The sequence below is a fragment of the Salinisphaera sp. T5B8 genome, from assembly GCF_040361255.1.
Lineage (GTDB): Bacteria > Pseudomonadota > Gammaproteobacteria > Nevskiales > Salinisphaeraceae > Salinisphaera.
Map to the genome: position 1 here is coordinate 300,471 of NZ_APNG01000001.1, position 17,793 is coordinate 318,263.

The following is a 17,793-nucleotide window of genomic DNA, read 5'->3' on the forward strand; positions in this document are numbered from 1 at the left end:
CAAGCCATCGCCTGCGCGGCGACCATCGCGCTCACCAGTTGGCGATGACCGCCTCGGGAATCTGGCCCAGGCGCACCCGTTGCGGATGATTGCCGACCGCCAGATATGCCAGTTCTTCATGGCGGCGGGTATCGAGCACGGCTACGGCATCGGAGCCACTCAGCGAAATCCAGCAGGTATCGTTCGGCCCCTCGGTCGTCCAATAGGGCTTGAGATAGTCGTGGCCGGTCGTGGTCGTGTTGAACAGGCTGTAGGCCATGGTCTGCCGGTCCACCAGGGCCGCATAATCGTCCATGGTGCCGGCCACGCACAGCGTATCGCCTGTCTCGTTGAGCGACAGGCCGTGATGGGCCGAGTCGTTCACGTATTGCTCGCGCGGCACGTCGGGCACGAAATTGGGCAGCGGCACCACCCGCGATACGGCGCCGAAATCCGGTTCAGCCAGACCTTCGTTGACATAGTCCTGCTGGCCGTTCACGTCCGGCGCCTGGGTGTCGAACTCGACCAGACCATGAAAATAGGACACCTGGTAATAGATATAGCGCTCGTCGTGCGAGATCGCCATCGGCCGCACCGCCGGACTCATGCCCGCATAGCCGGCCTCCTCGAGTTCCAGCCCCATGTTCCAGCGCGCGAGGATCTCGAAATCATCGTTGCGCACAATCTGGAACCAGCGATCGCCCTTGATCGCTTCCTGCGCCGGGCCGAGCAGTTCCGGCAATACGTCGGGATAGTCGCCGGGGGTATACACCCGCCCGATCGAGGCATGGTAGATCGTCTCGCCCGCGCTGTTGTAGTTGCTCTCGTGCGGGGTCTCGCCGGAGACAAACGTCCGTAGCCGATCGCCCATCCTGATCGGCGTGCCGTCGGGGGCGGTTTCATCCACCATCGAAAACTCGATCACCTGGCGCTGGGTGGAATCGGAGACGAGCAATCGCCGACCGTCGGGCGACAACGCCATATGATCGGTACGCTGGCCGTCCATGGGCTGCTCGCGCACGATCGCCTCGACGCCCGCGCCCTGGGTTACCTGGGCGATATCGATCCACACCACATCGGCGAAGCTCGGGCGCGACACCACCAGATAACGACCATCCCGCGTGGTGAACATATCGTCCACATACTGGTCGTTGCCCTCGCCTGGGCCAAACCGGATGAGATAGTAATAGGCCAGATCGACCGGGTTGGCGAAGATATCGGCAATCTCCTGATCCTTGTCCGGAATCAGGTCGATGCCGGTTTTCAGTACTGCGAGCGTCTGGGCATCGACCACAGTGGCCGTGCCATCCCAGTTGTTGCCCACCCACATCACCGCGCGCAGCGCCGGCGCGACGTCGCCCGGGTCGACCACATCCGGGGCTGACGCGGCGTCGGTCACCGTATCGCCGCCGAGTTCGACCTCGGCGTCGTGCTCGTTACAGGCACTGAGCAACAGCCCGGCCGCCACCATCCACACCACCGTACGCCCGACTGCTGTGCCCATTACGCGCTCCCCCTCCTTCTTTTTTCTGCCGGGATCGCGCGCACGGATATCACCGTGCGAGCGATACAAACCGCTGCATCGATGCTAGCACCGGCACAGCGGCGACCGAGACGTCGAAGGTGGGTAAAAACGTACCGAGGTGGCGGTGACCCCGCGGGCCAGCGCGCCGGCAAACACCGGCGCGATCTGGCGGATCAGCCGTATTCGGCGGGGTTGGGCACCGCCGGGAAGCGCGCCGGATAGGCGGCCATATAGGCGTTGGCCGCACGGAGCACGCGCACATCGTCGAACTTGCCGCCCGCCAGCTGGAAGCCGACCGGCAAACCGCAGTCGGTGAAACCACAGGGCACGGACGCCGCCGGCTGCTGGCTGAGGTTGAACGGATAGGAGAACGGCGCCCATTCCTCCCAGTCACGCATGCCGCTACCGGGCGGGACTTCGTGGTTCACTTCGAACGGCTGCAACGGAACCGTGGGCGTCATCAGCAGATGATAGTCCTGGTTGAACTTTTCCAGCGCCAGCGTGAGTTCCGCACGTTCGGAAAACGCGTCGAACAATTCGAGCGCGTTCCAGTTCTGGGCATGCTTGGCGTTGGCCACCAGGCCCGGGTCCAGCAGCTCGCGGCCCTTTTCATCACAGCGGTCCCAGACCTGAAGCGAGGCGGTGAACCACAGCTTGCGAAAGATATCGATCGGCGATTCGAAGGCCGGGTCCACTTCGACGACTTCGGCCCCGAGTTCTTCGAGCTTCAGCGCCGCTTCCTTGACCCGGGCCGCGATCTGATCATCAACGTCGGCATAACCCAGATCGGGGGAATAGGCGATGCGCAGTCCGCGCAGGTCGCATTCCAGATCCACGCCCCAGTCTTCGGGCTGGCCGCGGGTGGCATAGGGGTCACGATAGTCGTAGCGGCCCATCACGTTAAGCATGCGCGCCGCATCGCGCGGATGCCGGGTGAGCGGGCCGAGATGCGACAGCGTGGGCATCTTCGCCGGCGGCCATTGCGGGGTCCAGCCAAAGGTCGGCTTGAAGCCGAATACGCCGGTGAACGCCGCCGGGATACGAATCGAGCCGCCCGAGTCGCCGCCCTGATGCAGCACGCCCATATTCAACGCAGCGGCCGCGGCCGCGCCGCCGGAGGAGCCGCCCGGCGTAAGTCGTGTGTCCCAGGGGTTGCAGGTCGCACCGAATACGCGGTTGTCGGTCACCGCCTTCCAGCCGAATTCGGGCGTGTTGGTCTTGCCCAGCAGCACCGCACCCGCTTCGCGCAGCATGCGCGCCGGCGGCGCATCGGTATCGCATTTGCCGGTACCGGTGGTCAGCGAGCCCTCGCGGGCGGGCATGCCCTTGGCTTCGGTGAGATCCTTGAGCGATGTGGGCACGCCGTCGATCGGCGACAGCGGCTTGCCCTGGCCCCAGCGACGCGCCGAGGCACGGGCAGCGTCTTCGGCGCCTTCGCGATCGATATAGACGTAGGCATTGACGTCGTCATTGAAGCGATCGATACGATCCAGCGCCGCGCGCGTGGCTTCCAGCGGCGACGCATCGCCGGACTCGAATAAATCGATCAACTTGCCGGCATCCATCGTGCCCAGATCGTCGTCTCTACCGCTCATGCTGTTCTTCGCCTGCCTCAAAAAAGGGGCGCGGAGCGTACCGACGATCCGCACTCGTGAACATGGGTACTACTACCCACCGAAAAGCCACGGCTGCAACATCCGACGTGCGATGGGTAACGTATCGACCCTATGCAATCAGATCAAACCGGGCCGGCGGCCGACACGACAGACGACGGCGAGAACCCGGCCCGTACTCAGCCCGACGAAGCAGCCCCCGACACCGATACGGATACAACGCCCTCGACGCCGGACGCACCTCATCGACGTGCCCGGCCCTGGTTGTTGGCATTGCTGCTGGTGGCATTGATCGCCCTGCTCGTCTATCGACCGGCCTGGCGCGCAGACGCCGCTGCCTGGGCACGCACCACGGCCATGGAGACCTTCCACATCTCGCCGCGCGATGTGTACGGCGCAAGGCTGCGTATTGCCGGGCTCGCGGACAGCGCGCTGGGCGAGCGCTGGCGCAGCGCGGTAGCGCGGGCCGGCGCGGATCCGGGCCGGTTCTCTACCCGCTACGCCACGCGCGGCACGTTCGAACCCGACACCATCGAGGCGCATGTATTTCAGACCGCGCTCGAACGCGGCGAACGTTTCAAGGTGCGGCTGCTGCGCGATGCGCCGGCCTGTACGGACTGTCGTAGCGCGCTTTACGCGGATATTCAGCGCCGCGACGCCGACAGCGACGATCCGAACGCCTGGGCCACCGTGCGCATGCTGCGTACCGACGGCGAGGTGGAAGACTTCGTCGCCGAGCGCGACGGCGACTATCGGGTCGTGCTCCAGCCGGAACTCGCGGCCGCGGTGGGCTACCAGCTGGCTATGGCTCGTGGCGGATCGCTGTCGTTTCCCGTCACCGGCGCAGCCGCGCGCGATATCGGCAGCGGCTTCGGCGCGCCGCGCGACGGCGGCGCGCGCAAACATCACGGCGTGGATATCTTTGCCGCACGCGGCACACCGGTGATCGCCGTGGCCGACGGGCGCGTGCGTACCGGCACGGGCGGTATCGGCGGCAAACATGTCTGGCTGTCGTCGGGCATGCTCGGCATCGGCGGGGCGCGTTACTACTATGCCCATCTCGATTCGTTCAACGTCGAATCCGGGGATTCGGTATCCGCTGGCGACGTGCTCGGCTACGTGGGCAATACCGGCAATGCCCGAACCACGCCGCCGCATCTGCATTTCGGCATCTACACCAGCTTCGGACCGGTGGACCCGGCGCCGTTTCTACAGCCAGCGCCGGATTTGCCGGAGAGCTGAGGCCTACCAGGACATGGGGAACACCTCGGCGCTTTCGCATCCGGGCAGGGGCGATCGCGGGCGCAAGCGCTAGGCCAACCTTGTCGTTGATTAAGTACAAAACTCAGTTGGCCGCGCTCAAGCAGGCAGGCCGTGCGTAAATGAACGCGAAGACACGCGAATAAGACGAAAGACAGAGCGCTCGACGGGGCGGGCGTTCAAACCGCGCCCTGAACTTTGTCCATAGTCACGGCGTTGTATGACGCCCTTCGTGCGCCCGAAAGACGCGGCCCGAATCGGCCGCACCGGCTGCGCCGGGTGTTGGATTACGCTGCGCTCATCCACCGTGATCGAAGCGCCAGCCATCATTTGCGCTCTTCGCGTTTATTTGCGGACTTTGCCACTTCGGAACACGCAAACAATTCGCGCCGCGGGCACTTCGCCCCATCAATCGAAGTGCAGGCATTCCCGCGGTGCGCCAACGCGCCGGGCCGATCGCATGGCCACGCCCTCCGTCATGGACGCGCGAATGAGTGGCGCGATTCGATCGAGGCTTTCGGCCGAGGCGCGGTCGATCAGACGCTGAGCAGAGCTGCGGTGGATCAACGCCCGCGCCCAGGGCGGCAGCAGCGCCGCGCCCGCGCCGAGGAACATGCGCCGCGATACGCCAGCGATCGGAATCGGCAGTTCCATGGCTTCGAGCACGGCCAGGGTGTCGCGCGAGCGATGATCGAAGCGCAGCTGCGGCTGCATGGCGGCGAAGTATTCGTCCATTTCAGCACGCGAGGCCGGCACGTTGGTCGCGCCCAGCGCTTCGGCAACACGCCGGGTTTCGTCGAAATACCGGTCCTGCACCGCAATGCTCAAAGCGGGCCGGCGGTAGCGCATATAGCCAGCCAGAAAACTGGCCATTTCGGTGCAATGCACCCAGGTCAGCAGCTCGGGATCACGGGCCGAATACGGCTCGCCTTCGTCGGTGGTCCCGACCACGCGGGCATGCATGCGATCGACGATATCGATGATGCGCTCGGCGTCAGCCGTCGGGGCGTAGCTGGTGGCGGCCACGAACATGGTGGTACGCCGCAGCCGGCCGAGCGGGTCTTCACGAAAGCGGGAGTGGTTGACTACGCCGGCGAGCGCGCGCGGGTGCAATGTCTGCAGCATGAGTGCGGCGATACCGCCCGACATCATGCCCGGGAAATCGCCGTGGATCTTCCAGGTCACGCTATCCGGGCCGAACAGACCGGGATCGCCAACCGGGGCATCGTAGTCGATGCCGAAATCCTCGGTGGTCGCGACCACGCCCACGATCCAGTCGCGCAGGCGCTTGTGCAGCGGCGTAAGCAATTGACTGGGCGCTGGCAGGCGCTGGGCGAGGCGATTGATCACCGAAAAACTCAAGTCCGAGGGCTAATCCACTATACCGCGCACGCGGTACATGCGGATGCGCCGCGACTTAGGCGAATTCCCGCAGCGGGCGATGGGCATCGGTCAGCCAGTCGGCGACCGAGCGCCCACTGGCCTCGACCGCGGCCAGCACTACCAGACCGGCCGCGCGGGCGTCTTCGCCCGCGTCGTGGTGGTCGAATTCAATGGCCAGGTATTCGCTCAGACTGGCCAGCCCCCAGCCGCGCCTGGCGAACTGGGCGAAGGCACGCCGAGCCACACGCGCGGAATCCAGCCACTGCGCGCCCAGTAACGGCCGGTCATAGCGGGCACAGGCGCGGGCGGTGGCGGTGACATCGAATGCGGTATGCGAAACCACGATCCGCCCGGCCAGCAGGACCGCGATTTCGTCGTAGACGTCATCCCAGCTCGGCGCCCCGGCCACATCTGCGGCGCGAATGCCGTGAATGGCGGTGTTGTGGGATGAAAACCAGGTCTGCGGATGGATCAGCCAGGCCCAGTTGTCCACCAGTGCCCCGCCGGCGAAACGCGCAAAGCCGACCTGGCAGATGCTGCCGGGATCATTGTTGGCAGTTTCGACATCGATGGCAATGAAATCGGTCGCGCCGGCCAGACCGGCCGGCGCACGAATCGCCCGTGCCACGCGTGGCTACCAGAACGTGCTGATGATCAGATACGGGATCAGCGTGGCCAGCACGACACAGACCACGTTAAGCGCCAGCCCCGCGCGCATCATCGACTGAATCTTCATCCGTCCCGTGGCGAACACGATGGCGTTGGGCGGCGTGGCCACCGGCATCATGAAGGCACAGCTGGCCGCGATCGCCGCCGGCACGGTCAACAGCAGCACATCGACGCCCACCGAGCCGGCCAGCGCGCCCAGCAACGGCATGAATACCGCGGCGGTGGCGGTATTCGAACTGACCTCGGTCAGCGAGATGATCACCAGCACGACCGCGCCGACCAGCAGTACCGCCGGCAACACGCCGAAGATTTCCATCTGGGTGGCGATCCATTCCGCGAGACCGGTTTTCTTGATCGCCCCGGCCAAGGCCAGGCCGCCGCCGAACAGCAGCAGCACGCCCCAGGGCACGTTGGCCTCGTTCTCCCAGTTCATCAGGCGTCCGCTGCTGGTTTGCTCGCGGTCCGGGCCGACCCGGCCGCTGCCGGCCGGCATCACGAACAGGACCACGCCGATGAATATGGCGATCATCGCATCGGAAAGCCAGTCGATGCCGGCGTTGTTGAGCAACGGCCGGAAAATCCACAAGCCGGCCGCGAGCAGAAACATTGCGCCGACGCGTTTTTCGGCGGTGGTCAAGCCGCCGAGCTGACGCATCTCGTCCTTGAGCATGTCGCGTCCAGACTGGCTGTTATCCAGCTCGAAACCGCCCCAGGTCAGCCAGACCCAGGCCGCAGCCATCATCGTGATCGACACCGGAATGCCGACGATCATCCACTGGGCAAACCCGATATCGATGCCCTGATCCGACGACAGATAGCCAGCGAGCAGCGCATTGGGCGGCGTACCGATGAGCGTGGCCACACCGCCAATCGATGCGGCATAGGCAATACCCAGCAGCAGGCGGGTGGCATAGCGATCCACCGCAGGCGAATCGTCCTCGGCCATGAGGCTCACCACCGACATGCCGATCGGCAGCATCATGATCGACGTGGCCGTATTCGACACCCACATGCTGATGAAGCCCGTAGCGATCATGAAACCGGCAATCTGGCGTGCCGGGCTCGAGCCCACGGCCAACAGCGTCGCCAGCGCGATGCGTCGATGCAGGTTCCAGCGCTGCATCGCCAGACCGAGCAGAAAACCACCCAGGAACAGGAAGATGATGTCATCGGCATAGGAGGCTGCGAGATCCTCGATCCCGCCGACGCCGATCGCCGGACCAATGGCCAGCGGCAAAAGTGAGGTCGCCGGAATCGGAATCGCCTCCGTGGCCCACCAGGTCGCCATGAACAATGCCAGCCCGGCACAGTGCCAGGCTGCCATATCCATGCCAGCCGGCGCGGGCAGCACGATGGTGGCGAGCATGAACAACGGGCCGAGGAAAAGCCCGATACGCCCGGCAAGACTCGTTGAATGCGCCTCTTGCTGGCTAGAGGACACGCTATCCTGACTCGGGCTCATGGCGACTCTCCCTGGTTTTATTAACCCTGCACAAAACAGCGATGTTCAGCTGTTTCAAAGGTTTCACGGCCGCTGGCTACGGCGTTGATGGTCTACGGCGCGCGTCACGCGTCGGGCGTGACACCCATTCTTTCGAGCAATGTACCGGCATCGGCGGCCCGTTGGATACGGCCGACCTGTGCAGCAGATACGAACCCCTCGGTCTGCATGTGGCCAAGACAGTCGGCAAGCGGCTGATAGAAACCGTCGATATCGAGCAGACCGCAGGGTTTGTCGTGCCAGCCCAGCTGATGCCAGGTGAGCACCTCGAACAGTTCTTCAAGCGTACCGAAGCCGCCGGGCATGGCGATGAAGGCATCCGCAGCCTCGATCATCGCCAGCTTGCGCTGGTGCATGGTTTCGACCACGTTGAGTTCGGTCAGTCCGGTGTGGGCGAGTTCGCGATCGGTCATGGAGCGCGGAATCACCCCATAGACCTCGCCGCCGGCGGCCAGCGCGGCGTCGGCAATCACACCCATCAGACCGACCCGCGCACCGCCATAGACCAGGCGCACGCCGGCGCGAGCGATGGCATCGCCAAGCGCCGCCGCGCCGTCGCGATAGACGCCTCGCGCGCCGTCTCGGGAACCGCAATACACACAAATACTGCGAATGCGCTCGTTGGCAGGCGCGGTTTGTTCGGACATGGCGAGCGAAGATGGCGGCCGGGCGCGCATTCTAACCAGTGGCAGCGAATGCGCGCAGCCCTACGCGCCCACCCGGGCGTCGCGGCCGGCGGCCGCGACGCCATGGCCGGGTCGCTGGTCAGACGTTGCGTTCGTTCTTGAGCGCTTCCCGATCAGCATCCTTGACGAAGGTCTCGTCGACCTCGCCCGAGAAGAAGCGCTTGCCGTAAATCAGCAGGCACAGGCCGATACCCACACCGAACGCCCAGGCTGCGCCTTGGGTGACGAGCACACCCGCGGTGATACCGGCGATGCCCAGATCACGCTGACTGCGGGCCTCCATGATGCCGATACGTACCGACACATAGCCCTGAATGAGCAGCGTCAGCGCCAGGGCCACGGCGAGAATCGGCTGGATGATGGACACGATCGGCAACAACAGCAGGCCGGTGTTCGTGCCCCAGCGAAACGACCCGGCGCCGCCGAAGATCGAATCCATCGCCTTGCGCCCTTCCTTGTAGCGCTCGACGATCACCACATGCATGGCCGCCCACAGCGGCCCGCACATGGCGACATCCGGCCCGAGAATACTCATGCCCGCATTACGCGCGCCAAAGATCATGTGCGCACGGTCCGGGCTGTAGTCGATATGTTCATCCGGGCGCGAACCATCGGCCTCGTCGAGCAATGCCTTGGACTGCAGCACGTCGCCGAAGAGCACGATATAGGTCGCCGCGACCATCGGCAGCGCCTGGACAAAGAACCACGCCGGCGGCAGGCCCACGCCAAAGACGGTGTACTCGGTCCAGAGGGTGACGAAATCCGGCTTGGAAAAGCCCCACTCCACATTCGGCCAGGGCGCCTCGCCGAACAACGGCGCGATGACGATGGCCAGCGCAATGATCGGGAAAATGCCGAGCTTGCCGATCAGCCCAAACACCGCATTGCGCTGCTTGAGCACATTGAAACCGCGCGAAAAGATCAACAGAAACGCCAGACCGACCGCGATCGAAATCGTGTACGGGAAGGTCCAGAAGCGCCCGTCATCGGCAAATACGCTGTTCACCGCGGCCAGGCCCGCGCCCATGATGATGCCCGCCTTGAGCGCGGGCGGCACGAAGCGCACCACATGTTTGGCCATGCCGGTCACGCCCAGCCCGATCGAGAGCGTGCCAAGCATGAACTGAAAGGCAATCAGCGCATGCACGCGATCCACGCCCTCCGGAAAGCCTTCGCAGTAGGCGATCAGCAACGGAATGGCGGGCGTGATCCAGCCGGGCACGACCGGATCGCCGAGCAGATGATGGGTGAGATAGAACAGGCCGTTGAGCATGACCACGGCCAGTGCGGCCTCGAACGGCATGCCCAACAGATCGGTCATCAACGGGATCGCGGCCAGATCGACCGCGCACATCAACAGGCCCTGCAGATAATCCGGCCATTCGAAACGGTAGTGCAAAAACGGCAACCGTATCTTGAACGGCCCCGCGCCCCAGTACGACGCTTCGCCGCCGTCATGTGTTCGGTAGTGCGACATCATCAAGTCCCCCGGTTTGGATGCGCGTAACATACCACCCGGCAGCGCCACCTCGGGAATTTGCGAAATGGCGTTTCAGGCTCGCCTGCCTTGCGACCCTGCGATGAATCGCAGTCTTAACAAGCATTTGATGGCGCAGCGCATATCATGATTACCCTCGGCAGCGGCCACGGCACGCTGGCCGAACCGCGATACCCAGCCGGCGCGAGGACAGTCACATTGGCCGAGCTGGGCCGGCACATAACGACCACCGCCTCGAACAGTTCGCGGGCGGCCGTTTGCCTGCCGCACGAATAATTACGCAAGAGAGAATCAAGCGATGGATGTACCTGTCTGGGTCTGGGGCGCGACGATCGCCGGTATTCTGGCGCTTCTGATATTCGATTTCTTTGCCCACGTACGCACGCCGCACGCGCCGTCTTTCAAGGAGGCCGGCGGCTGGTCGATCTTCTACGTGGTGCTGGCCATCATCTTCGGCATCGGCCTGTGGATGGTCTGGGGCCACGATCACGGCATCGAATACTTCGCCGGCTATATCACCGAAAAGAGTCTGTCGGTCGACAATCTGTTCGTGTTCGTGATCATCATGGCCTCGTTCAACGTGCCGGCCGAATATCAGCAAAAGGTGCTGCTGGTGGGCGTGGTCATCGCGCTCATTCTGCGCACCGTCTTCATCGCCCTTGGCGCGGCCGCGATCGAGAACTTCTCCTGGGTGTTCTATATCTTCGGCATCTTCCTGCTGTATACCGCCTGGAGTCTGGCACGTACGAAGCATGACGAGGATGAGGAATACGAGCCCAATATCATGGTGCGCCTGGCGCAGAAGTATCTGCCTGCGACCGAGGAATACGATGGCACCCGGTTGACCACGATCAAGAACGGCAAGCGCCTGATCACGCCCATGCTGATCGTGATGATCGCCATCGGCGCCACCGATATCCTGTTCGCACTGGATTCGATCCCGGCGATCTACGGGCTCACCAAGGAGCCCTATATCGTATTCACTGCCAATGCCTTCGCCCTGCTCGGGCTGATCCAGCTCTACTTCCTGCTCGGCGGGCTGCTCGATCGGCTGGTGTATCTGTCGCTGGGCCTGGCGGTGATTCTCGGCTTCATCGGCATCAAGCTGATGATCCACGCCCTGCACACCAACGAACTGCCCTTCATCAACGGCGGCCAGGAAGTGCATCTGGTACCGGAAATCCCGATCTGGCTGTCGCTATCGGTCATCGTGGGGATTCTCGTGGTGACCACCGTGGCCAGCCTGATGAGCAGCAAAAGCAAGTAGGCACACCAACGCTGACACGAAAAAGCCGGGCGCGTCAGCACGCCCGGCTTTTTTTGGTTAGCTGCTTGCGTTCAAGGCGCCGGGCAGGCAGCGATTCCCTGACGATCGGCCGTGGTGAACTGACAGCCATAGTCTGCATCCGCAACCGCGGTACGCGAGACATCGTCGCCGGCCGGTTTCACGCTGTTCTGTTCCCAGTTGATCATGTCCTCGAAGGCCGCCTGGCGTTCTTCCTGGGTGAAGTCGCAATGGCCTGGGGCACGTACGGCCCGCTGTACGAGCAGATCGTCATTGCCGTTTTCACGCGCACGCTCGCGATAGATCTGTTCGTGCACGAACGGTACGTAGAGATCGCCCAGGCCATGGAGGGTCACCATGGGCACGCTGAACTGGCCGTTGACCCGCGGAATCCAGCGTACGCCATCGCTACGCGCCGGATTGGCGTTCGGATCGGCCGCCACACGCAATATCGACGCGTTGAACTGGGTTTCCTCGACCGTGCTCGACGCCGGATCACCGTCGTAATCATATTCATAGCCGATATTGCCGCTCAGATTGCGAGCGAGAATACCGTTGACCGTGCCGTCGCGGCCCCCGGTGCCCATGACCACATCGTAATAGCCGCCCCGGAAGCCCTGCTGGAACACCGGCCGGTCACCGCCGCTGAGCGTACGTACGATGTTCTCGAGCTTCTCGCCGGCTGCGGTCGGTACACCCTGCTGGCCAAAGCCGGGTTCGGTCGACCAGAGCACGGCATCGATTTCGGTCTGGTTGAAATCGGTGGCCGGATAACGCGTCGGCCCCATATCGGCGGCATGCTGGGCCGCGAAGGTGAAGTTGAGCAGATAGTCGAACTCGTAGGTGCCGCCGACCACGCCACAGCGTGCAACCGCGCCGGCGTAGCGCACCTTGTTGGCCGCTTCGAGCTGGGTTTCCTGTTCGATGGCAGCAGCGGTGACATGGCCACCCATGGAATCGCCGGTGATATAGATCTTGGTCGGCGTCATCAGCGTGCGCCCGTTTTGCGCGGCGATATCGACGAAGGCGTTCGCGAGGGCATTGGTATCTTCCACGCCGGCACGCACGTCGTAATAGTTCTTGCTATAGCTCGAGGCGGCCCAGGCATAGCCGTTGTTGACGTAGTAGTTGCGCAGCGCCGGGTTGCTGACCGTCAGTTCGTTACCTTCGCCACGATAACCGTGCGCATACATGATGAGCATGCCGTTCCAGTTATCCTGCGGCACTTCGACGCGATAGGCCGCGCCGTTGGGCATGACGCCCGACCAGCGATCGGTATCCACGGTCGCACCGCTCGAGGCACCGAAGCTCAGGGTATAGCCATCGTCGTTCTGGGTGATCGCCGTGAACTGGCGCGAATCCTGAATTCGGGTCGCCGTTTCGCCGCCGTCCGTATCGACGGAATCGTTGTCGCTGCCCCCACTATCGGAACAACCCACCACCAGGGCACTCGCGCACGCGAGCACCAGGACTTGCGTCCAGCGTAAGTCTTTCATGTCTCCTCCTGAGCGGCCTCGCCGGGTACCCGTACAGGGCGAGCGGGCCTTATTTATTTTTGCTTCTATTGCGACCAGCGAACTAAAACGAAACGCCATTTCACTGGAACGCTTAGTAATTCATCGTACCGCGTGCAGCGTCAAGCCCGCCGCGGCTGGCGGGCGGCCCAAATCACCCGTCTGTCGCCACGGCTAGACGTTCAGCAAAGCGAACACGCTCGACTTATCAATCGCTTGCGTCGTGCCCCGAAAGCAGTCGAAGAAAAGCGCAGAACCGAAACCGTCACGAACGCCGACCGCGATACGGCATGGCCGTCCGCATGTTCAGCGCGAATCGCTCGTCGCCGGGGCGCCAGATACGCCCCCGGCGTCGATTAGCCGCCGTCGCGAAAGAAGCTGCTGGTACCGCGGGCCTGGGCCGCGTTTTCGAGTTTTTCCAGCGCGATCACATAGGCCGCGGTGCGGTAGTCGATCTCCAGCGATTCGGCGCGCTCGGCCACGCGCTCGGTGGCCTCGACCATGCGTGTTTTCAGGCGCTCGGCCACGGTATCGGCATCCCAATACCAGGCCTGGCGATTCTGAACCCACTCGAAATAGCTCACCGTCACGCCACCGGCGTTGGCCAGAATATCGGGCAGCACCTGCACCCGGTTTTTTACCAGCGTGGCGTCGGCCTCGCTGGCCACGGGGCCGTTGGCGATCTCGACGAGTACGCCGGCCTGCACGTTGGCGGCATTATCCTCGGTGATCACGTTTTCCAGTGCCGCCGGGGCCAACACGTCGACTTCGAGCGCGATCAGATCCTCGTTCGAAATCTGCTCGCCGTCGGCATCGGTGACCGAGCCGTTTGATTGCTTGGCCTTGGCCACGGCATCGATATCCAGCCCGTTTTCGTCGTAAATACCGCCGCCGGAGTCACTGACCGCCACCACCTTGTAACCAGCATCCACACACAGCCGGGCGAACTGTTGGCCGGCATTACCGAAGCCCTGCACGGCGACCGTGGTGCCATCGGCGTCGCGCTCCCAGCGCTTCATCATCGTTTCGAGCGTATGAAAGGCACCGTCGCCGGTGGCTGTGGTGCGGCCCTCGGAGCCGCCCATTTCCACCGGCTTGCCGGTAATCACGGCACGTTCCTCGGCCCGGTTGATGATGCGGTACTGGTCCATCATCCAGCCCATCACGCGCGGGTTGGTATTCACGTCCGGCGCCGGGATATCGGAATCCGGACCGATGAAGTCGGCGATCTTGTCGATATAGGCACGCGAAAGCCGTTCCATCTCGGCCGGCGACAGCTCTTTGGGATCGATCGAAATACCGCCCTTGCCGCCGCCGAACGGCAGCCCGAGCACCGCGCATTTCATGGTCATCCAGAACGCCAGCGTGGATACCTCGTCGGCATTCACGTCCGGGTGAAAGCGAATGCCGCCCTTGGCCGGACCCAGCGTGGTGTCGTAACGCACCCGGTAACCGGGATAGAGCTTCATCTCGCCATTATCGTGGCGCAGCGGTACCGACACCTTCAGCGCGGTATCCGGCTGGGCCAGCTGCTGGGCGATATCGTCGGAAATATCGATATGTTCGAGCGCAGCTTCGATACGCGCGCTCGCACCGTCGAAAAGACTGGGCATAAGACACAAGAGATTGCGAACAATACCCAGTAGCTGCGTACGACAACGGCCGAATACAAGCGTTGGCTTTACCCGGCCACCGCCACAGGCCGGCACGCGCGCGCTCAGGGCATGGGCGCAGCGCTGTCCTTGTCCATCCAGTGTGCCAACGCGTGATACAGCCCGGCCGGCAGGGCCGCGCCATGATCGGCACCGGGCAATATCTGGTAGTCGATATCGAAGGCCGCGCAGCCGCCCAGAATGTCGGCCGCGGTGGCGGCGTTATCCACCATTCGGCGGCGCGCGAGCTTGGCGCGCCGCTCGGGCGGGTCGGTCGGCGTTTGATCCAGCGGCTGTTCTTCACGCCCGACCGTGATCACCACATCCCGGCGCTGGCCGGCTCCGCAATCGTCACGCCGGGCTCGCTGTCGTAGCGGTGCGATCAGATCGCCCTCGTGCCACCAAAGCGACGGGCTGGCGGCGAAGTAGGCCGAATAACGCGCCGGATTGCGGGTTAGCGCATAGAGCACGGTCAGCCCGCCCAGCGAATGGCCGAACAACGCGGCGCGGGCCGGGTCGATACGATAGCGGCGTGCGATACGCGGTTTGACCTGCGTTTCGATGAAATCCAGAAACGCGCCCGCCTGGCCACTGCCCGGATGGTCGGGCGCCGCCGTGGGGGTGAGATCCTGGTAGCGGCGCGCTACATCGAAATCCGCGGTATCCGGATAGCCCACCCCCACCACGAGCACGCGATCGGCCAGATCGTGTGCACGCAGCCAGGCCAATGCCTTGGGCGCGCTGCGATTGCCGTCAAACAGATAAACGACCGCATAACCCGCAGCCGGGGCCGGCTTGTCCGGCTGCGACAACAGCAGTTCGTAGACCCGGCCGCTGGCGGGATCCGCGACCTGCACATGCTGCAACGCAGCCGCGGCCTGTGGATGGGGCTCGTCGTGGTGAGCGGGCTGGGCCGTGACTGCGTTCAGCCCGCTCACCGCCCAGAGCACACAAGCGGCGGCCAGGCGCCGCCTGCGCGATCCGATGGTGGCATTCGTGGGCACTAGAAGTCGTAGCGCAGCGAACCGACCACGCTCGTAGGCTCGCCGTAGAAGTTGAAGGTGCCGGTACTGCCGACCCGGTTGTAGTACTTCTTGTCGAGGATGTTGTTCACATTGAGCGCCCCGGAAAGTCTGTCGGTAAAACGATAGCCGACCATGGCATCGACCACCGCATAACCCGGCGCTTCGACACCCTGGGTCGAGCTGAAGTCGCTGAGTGCGGTCACCCCGGCGCCGATACTCACCCGGTCGAGCACGCCGGAATCGAAGGCGTATTTCGTCCACAGATTGAACATGTGATCGGGCATGAGCACGAAGGTCGCCTCCGGATCGCCACGCTCGACTTCGGTATCGAGATAGGTATAGCCGGCAATGATATCCAGCTGCTCGATCGGCGAACCATCGATTTCGAATTCCACCCCCTGGATACGCCGCTCGCCAATCGCGGCGTTGTAGTTCTCACCGGGCACGCCGGCCGCGTAGTTGCGATCGTACATCCGAAACAGGCTGGCGCGGGCGTTGAGATCGCCGTTGAAATAGACGCCTTTCACGCCCGTTTCGTATTGCGTGCCCTCGCGCGGTTCGATGAGCTCGTTATTCGCGTCGTAGGCGGTCTGCGGCTTGAACACCTTGGAATAGCTGGCATAGAGCGCGTGGTGGCGATCCACGTCGAGCACCAGCCCGGCATAGGGGGTGAGCTTGCCATTGTCGTCGCGCGTGCCGGTGGTGCCGCTGTCGTTATCGGTGAGTTCTACCTTGTAATCGCTCACGCGTGCGCCGCCGATCAGGGCCAGGCGCTTGATCGGACGAAACGTCAGCTTCGAATACAGCCCGATTTCCTCGAGCTTTTGCGTGGTATCCGACACCGAGCCGCTTTCGAGCACATCCACATAGGCCAGATCGGCGAAATCGTCGGCATTGGTACGGCCCAGACGCGCGCGCCCGCGAATGGTGTCGGTGTCGTAATGCTTGTAATCGCTGCCGGCAACGAATTCGCTGACATTGCCGAAGGTGTCGAACGGCTGGCTGTAGCTGGCGTCCATCGAGAGCGTGTTCTGGTCGATATCGCCGCCCGTACCAGATACGCCGATGCTGCCGTCATCAGCCAGCGCGCTGCCGCCGAAGGCATAGTTGTAGTCGGCATTACGGTTCGAATAGCGCGCCGCGACACGCCCGAAGCCGCCAGAGGCGAACCGGTGGGTCAGTTCGAACAGAAAATCGTCGGTCGTGGAGGTGAAATCGTTCCAGTCGGCGCCGAAAAACGTCGAACGGGCCACGTCGAGCAGATCGCCATCGGCATCGGTGGCCAGGCCGTTGTTGACGGTGATATCGCGTTCCTGGCGCAGATAGGCCACTGCCACCATCGTGTCCGGGTCGATCGCGTATTCGAGCGTGCCGTAGAAGGTCTGGGCGTTGTTGTCGTTGTGATCGACAAAGCCATCGGTATCGCTGTCGGCGATTACCGCGCGCCCGCGCAGGCGGCCGTCGTCGGTGAGCGGGCCACCGACATCGCCTTCCAGATAATACTGGTTGAAGCTGCCATAGCGACCGGTGACATGGCCCTGAAAATCCTCGGTGGGGCGCTTGCGCACGAGATTGACGATACCGCCGAGTTCGCTGGTGCTGTTGAACAGCCCCGAGGGCCCGCGCATGACCTCGACGCGATCAAAAGCCGCGAGGCTGGGCAGCGTGCCGTTGATACTGGCCATGGGCGCGGGCAGGCCATCGATATTGAACTCGTCGTATTCATAGCCGCGCGAAAAGATCGACGAACGCCCGGCATCGTTGGTGAGCACACGCAGGCCCGGCGTGCGCCGAGCCAGTTCGTCGAGCGTATCCACATTGCGATCGTCGATGGACTCGCGCGTGATCACGCTGATCGACTGCGGAATATCCTTGAGCGCGGCCGGCGTCTTGGTCCCCACGGTCGCTGCGTCCACCGCATAGCCGCCGGTCTGTTCCGACGGCTGCATGTCATAGAGCTGATTACCTTCGACCGTGACCATCTCCAGCGCCAGCGGCGCATCGTCGGTGGAGGCGTCACTTTGCGCCCAGGCGGGCATCACGGCGGCCAGCGTCACCACGCCCAGTAAACAACGCGCACGAAGCGACGGCCGTGTATCGATACAGCGGTTCATGTATTTCCCCAAAACAACGCGCGGCCCAACCGGCGTCTAAAAACACCCCTTTGCAAATGCGAATCTTTTGCATTTGCAACTCGAGCTGC

At 63.5% G+C, this 17,793-nt stretch carries 13 protein-coding genes; 2 read left to right on the forward strand and 11 right to left on the reverse strand.

Features of this window, described 5'->3' with window-relative positions; all coding sequences use genetic code 11:
* Window positions 1-31: 31 nt before the first annotated feature.
* The gene (locus T5B8_RS01395; RefSeq protein WP_353175560.1) at window positions 32-1,483 is read right to left on the reverse strand and encodes a YncE family protein; all 1,452 of its coding nucleotides are present in this window, start codon (window positions 1,481-1,483) and stop codon (window positions 32-34) included.
* 194 nt (window positions 1,484-1,677) lie between these two features.
* Window positions 1,678-3,099 carry an amidase gene (locus T5B8_RS01400; RefSeq protein ID WP_353175562.1) on the reverse strand — a complete coding sequence of 474 codons (1,422 nt, stop codon included), beginning with the start codon at window positions 3,097-3,099 and terminating at the stop codon, window positions 1,678-1,680.
* Between the two features lie 132 nt (window positions 3,100-3,231).
* Between T5B8_RS01400 and T5B8_RS01405 the strand changes: the two genes are divergently transcribed.
* Window positions 3,232-4,359, forward strand: a complete 1,128-nt coding sequence (locus T5B8_RS01405) for a M23 family metallopeptidase (protein WP_353175564.1) — start codon at window positions 3,232-3,234, stop codon at window positions 4,357-4,359.
* 426 nt (window positions 4,360-4,785) lie between these two features.
* Here the strand turns inward: T5B8_RS01405 and T5B8_RS01410 are convergent, their stop codons facing one another.
* The 5 genes from T5B8_RS01410 to T5B8_RS01430 form a co-directional block, all read right to left on the reverse strand.
* Window positions 4,786-5,727 carry an oxygenase MpaB family protein gene (locus T5B8_RS01410; RefSeq protein WP_353175565.1) on the reverse strand — a complete coding sequence of 314 codons (942 nt, stop codon included), beginning with the start codon at window positions 5,725-5,727 and terminating at the stop codon, window positions 4,786-4,788.
* A gap of 67 nt (window positions 5,728-5,794) precedes the next feature.
* Window positions 5,795-6,388 carry a 3'-5' exonuclease gene (locus T5B8_RS01415; protein WP_353175566.1) on the reverse strand — a complete coding sequence of 198 codons (594 nt, stop codon included), beginning with the start codon at window positions 6,386-6,388 and terminating at the stop codon, window positions 5,795-5,797.
* A 6-nt stretch (window positions 6,389-6,394) separates the two neighbouring features.
* Window positions 6,395-7,891 (reverse strand): SLC13 family permease, encoded by a 1,497-nt coding sequence (locus T5B8_RS01420; RefSeq protein WP_353175568.1) that lies wholly within the window; start codon window positions 7,889-7,891, stop codon window positions 6,395-6,397.
* 104 nt (window positions 7,892-7,995) lie between these two features.
* Window positions 7,996-8,577, reverse strand: coding sequence for an LOG family protein (locus tag T5B8_RS01425; RefSeq protein WP_353175570.1), 582 nt, complete (start codon window positions 8,575-8,577; stop codon window positions 7,996-7,998).
* 118 nt (window positions 8,578-8,695) lie between these two features.
* The gene (locus T5B8_RS01430; RefSeq protein WP_502950768.1) at window positions 8,696-10,096 is read right to left on the reverse strand and encodes a hypothetical protein; all 1,401 of its coding nucleotides are present in this window, start codon (window positions 10,094-10,096) and stop codon (window positions 8,696-8,698) included.
* A gap of 316 nt (window positions 10,097-10,412) precedes the next feature.
* Between T5B8_RS01430 and T5B8_RS01435 the strand changes: the two genes are divergently transcribed.
* On the forward strand, window positions 10,413-11,381 hold the full coding sequence (locus T5B8_RS01435; RefSeq protein WP_353175574.1) for a TerC family protein: 969 nt from the start codon (window positions 10,413-10,415) through the stop codon (window positions 11,379-11,381).
* A 71-nt stretch (window positions 11,382-11,452) separates the two neighbouring features.
* Here T5B8_RS01435 and T5B8_RS01440 read toward each other — a convergent pair whose 3' ends face one another.
* The 4 genes from T5B8_RS01440 to T5B8_RS01455 all read right to left on the reverse strand — a co-directional run bounded on the left by T5B8_RS01440 (window position 11,453) and on the right by T5B8_RS01455 (window position 17,704).
* Window positions 11,453-12,895, reverse strand: coding sequence for an alpha/beta hydrolase family protein (locus tag T5B8_RS01440; protein ID WP_353175576.1), 1,443 nt, complete (start codon window positions 12,893-12,895; stop codon window positions 11,453-11,455).
* Between the two features lie 374 nt (window positions 12,896-13,269).
* Window positions 13,270-14,526 (reverse strand): Glu/Leu/Phe/Val family dehydrogenase, encoded by a 1,257-nt coding sequence (locus tag T5B8_RS01445; protein ID WP_353175578.1) that lies wholly within the window; start codon window positions 14,524-14,526, stop codon window positions 13,270-13,272.
* Window positions 14,527-14,630: 104 nt separating this feature from the next.
* Window positions 14,631-15,569 carry an alpha/beta hydrolase gene (locus T5B8_RS01450; protein WP_353175580.1) on the reverse strand — a complete coding sequence of 313 codons (939 nt, stop codon included), beginning with the start codon at window positions 15,567-15,569 and terminating at the stop codon, window positions 14,631-14,633.
* Window positions 15,569-17,704 (reverse strand): TonB-dependent siderophore receptor, encoded by a 2,136-nt coding sequence (locus T5B8_RS01455; protein ID WP_353175582.1) that lies wholly within the window; start codon window positions 17,702-17,704, stop codon window positions 15,569-15,571. Before T5B8_RS01455 ends, T5B8_RS01450 begins: the two co-directional genes overlap by 1 nt.
* Between the last annotated feature and the right edge of the window lie 89 nt (window positions 17,705-17,793).

Coding starts and splice junctions, on each gene's coding strand:
- T5B8_RS01455 (WP_353175582.1), bottom strand. CDS start 17,704: ATGAACCGCTGTATCGATACACGGCCGTCGCTTCGTGCGCGTTGTTTA.
- T5B8_RS01440 (WP_353175576.1), bottom strand. CDS start 12,895: ATGAAAGACTTACGCTGGACGCAAGTCCTGGTGCTCGCGTGCGCGAGT.
- T5B8_RS01430 (WP_502950768.1), bottom strand. CDS start 10,096: ATGATGTCGCACTACCGAACACATGACGGCGGCGAAGCGTCGTACTGG.
- T5B8_RS01435 (WP_353175574.1), top strand. CDS start 10,413: ATGGATGTACCTGTCTGGGTCTGGGGCGCGACGATCGCCGGTATTCTG.
- T5B8_RS01405 (WP_353175564.1), top strand. CDS start 3,232: ATGCAATCAGATCAAACCGGGCCGGCGGCCGACACGACAGACGACGGC.
- T5B8_RS01425 (WP_353175570.1), bottom strand. CDS start 8,577: ATGTCCGAACAAACCGCGCCTGCCAACGAGCGCATTCGCAGTATTTGT.
- T5B8_RS01445 (WP_353175578.1), bottom strand. CDS start 14,526: ATGCCCAGTCTTTTCGACGGTGCGAGCGCGCGTATCGAAGCTGCGCTC.
- T5B8_RS01400 (WP_353175562.1), bottom strand. CDS start 3,099: ATGAGCGGTAGAGACGACGATCTGGGCACGATGGATGCCGGCAAGTTG.
- T5B8_RS01395 (WP_353175560.1), bottom strand. CDS start 1,483: ATGGGCACAGCAGTCGGGCGTACGGTGGTGTGGATGGTGGCGGCCGGG.
- T5B8_RS01420 (WP_353175568.1), bottom strand. CDS start 7,891: ATGAGCCCGAGTCAGGATAGCGTGTCCTCTAGCCAGCAAGAGGCGCAT.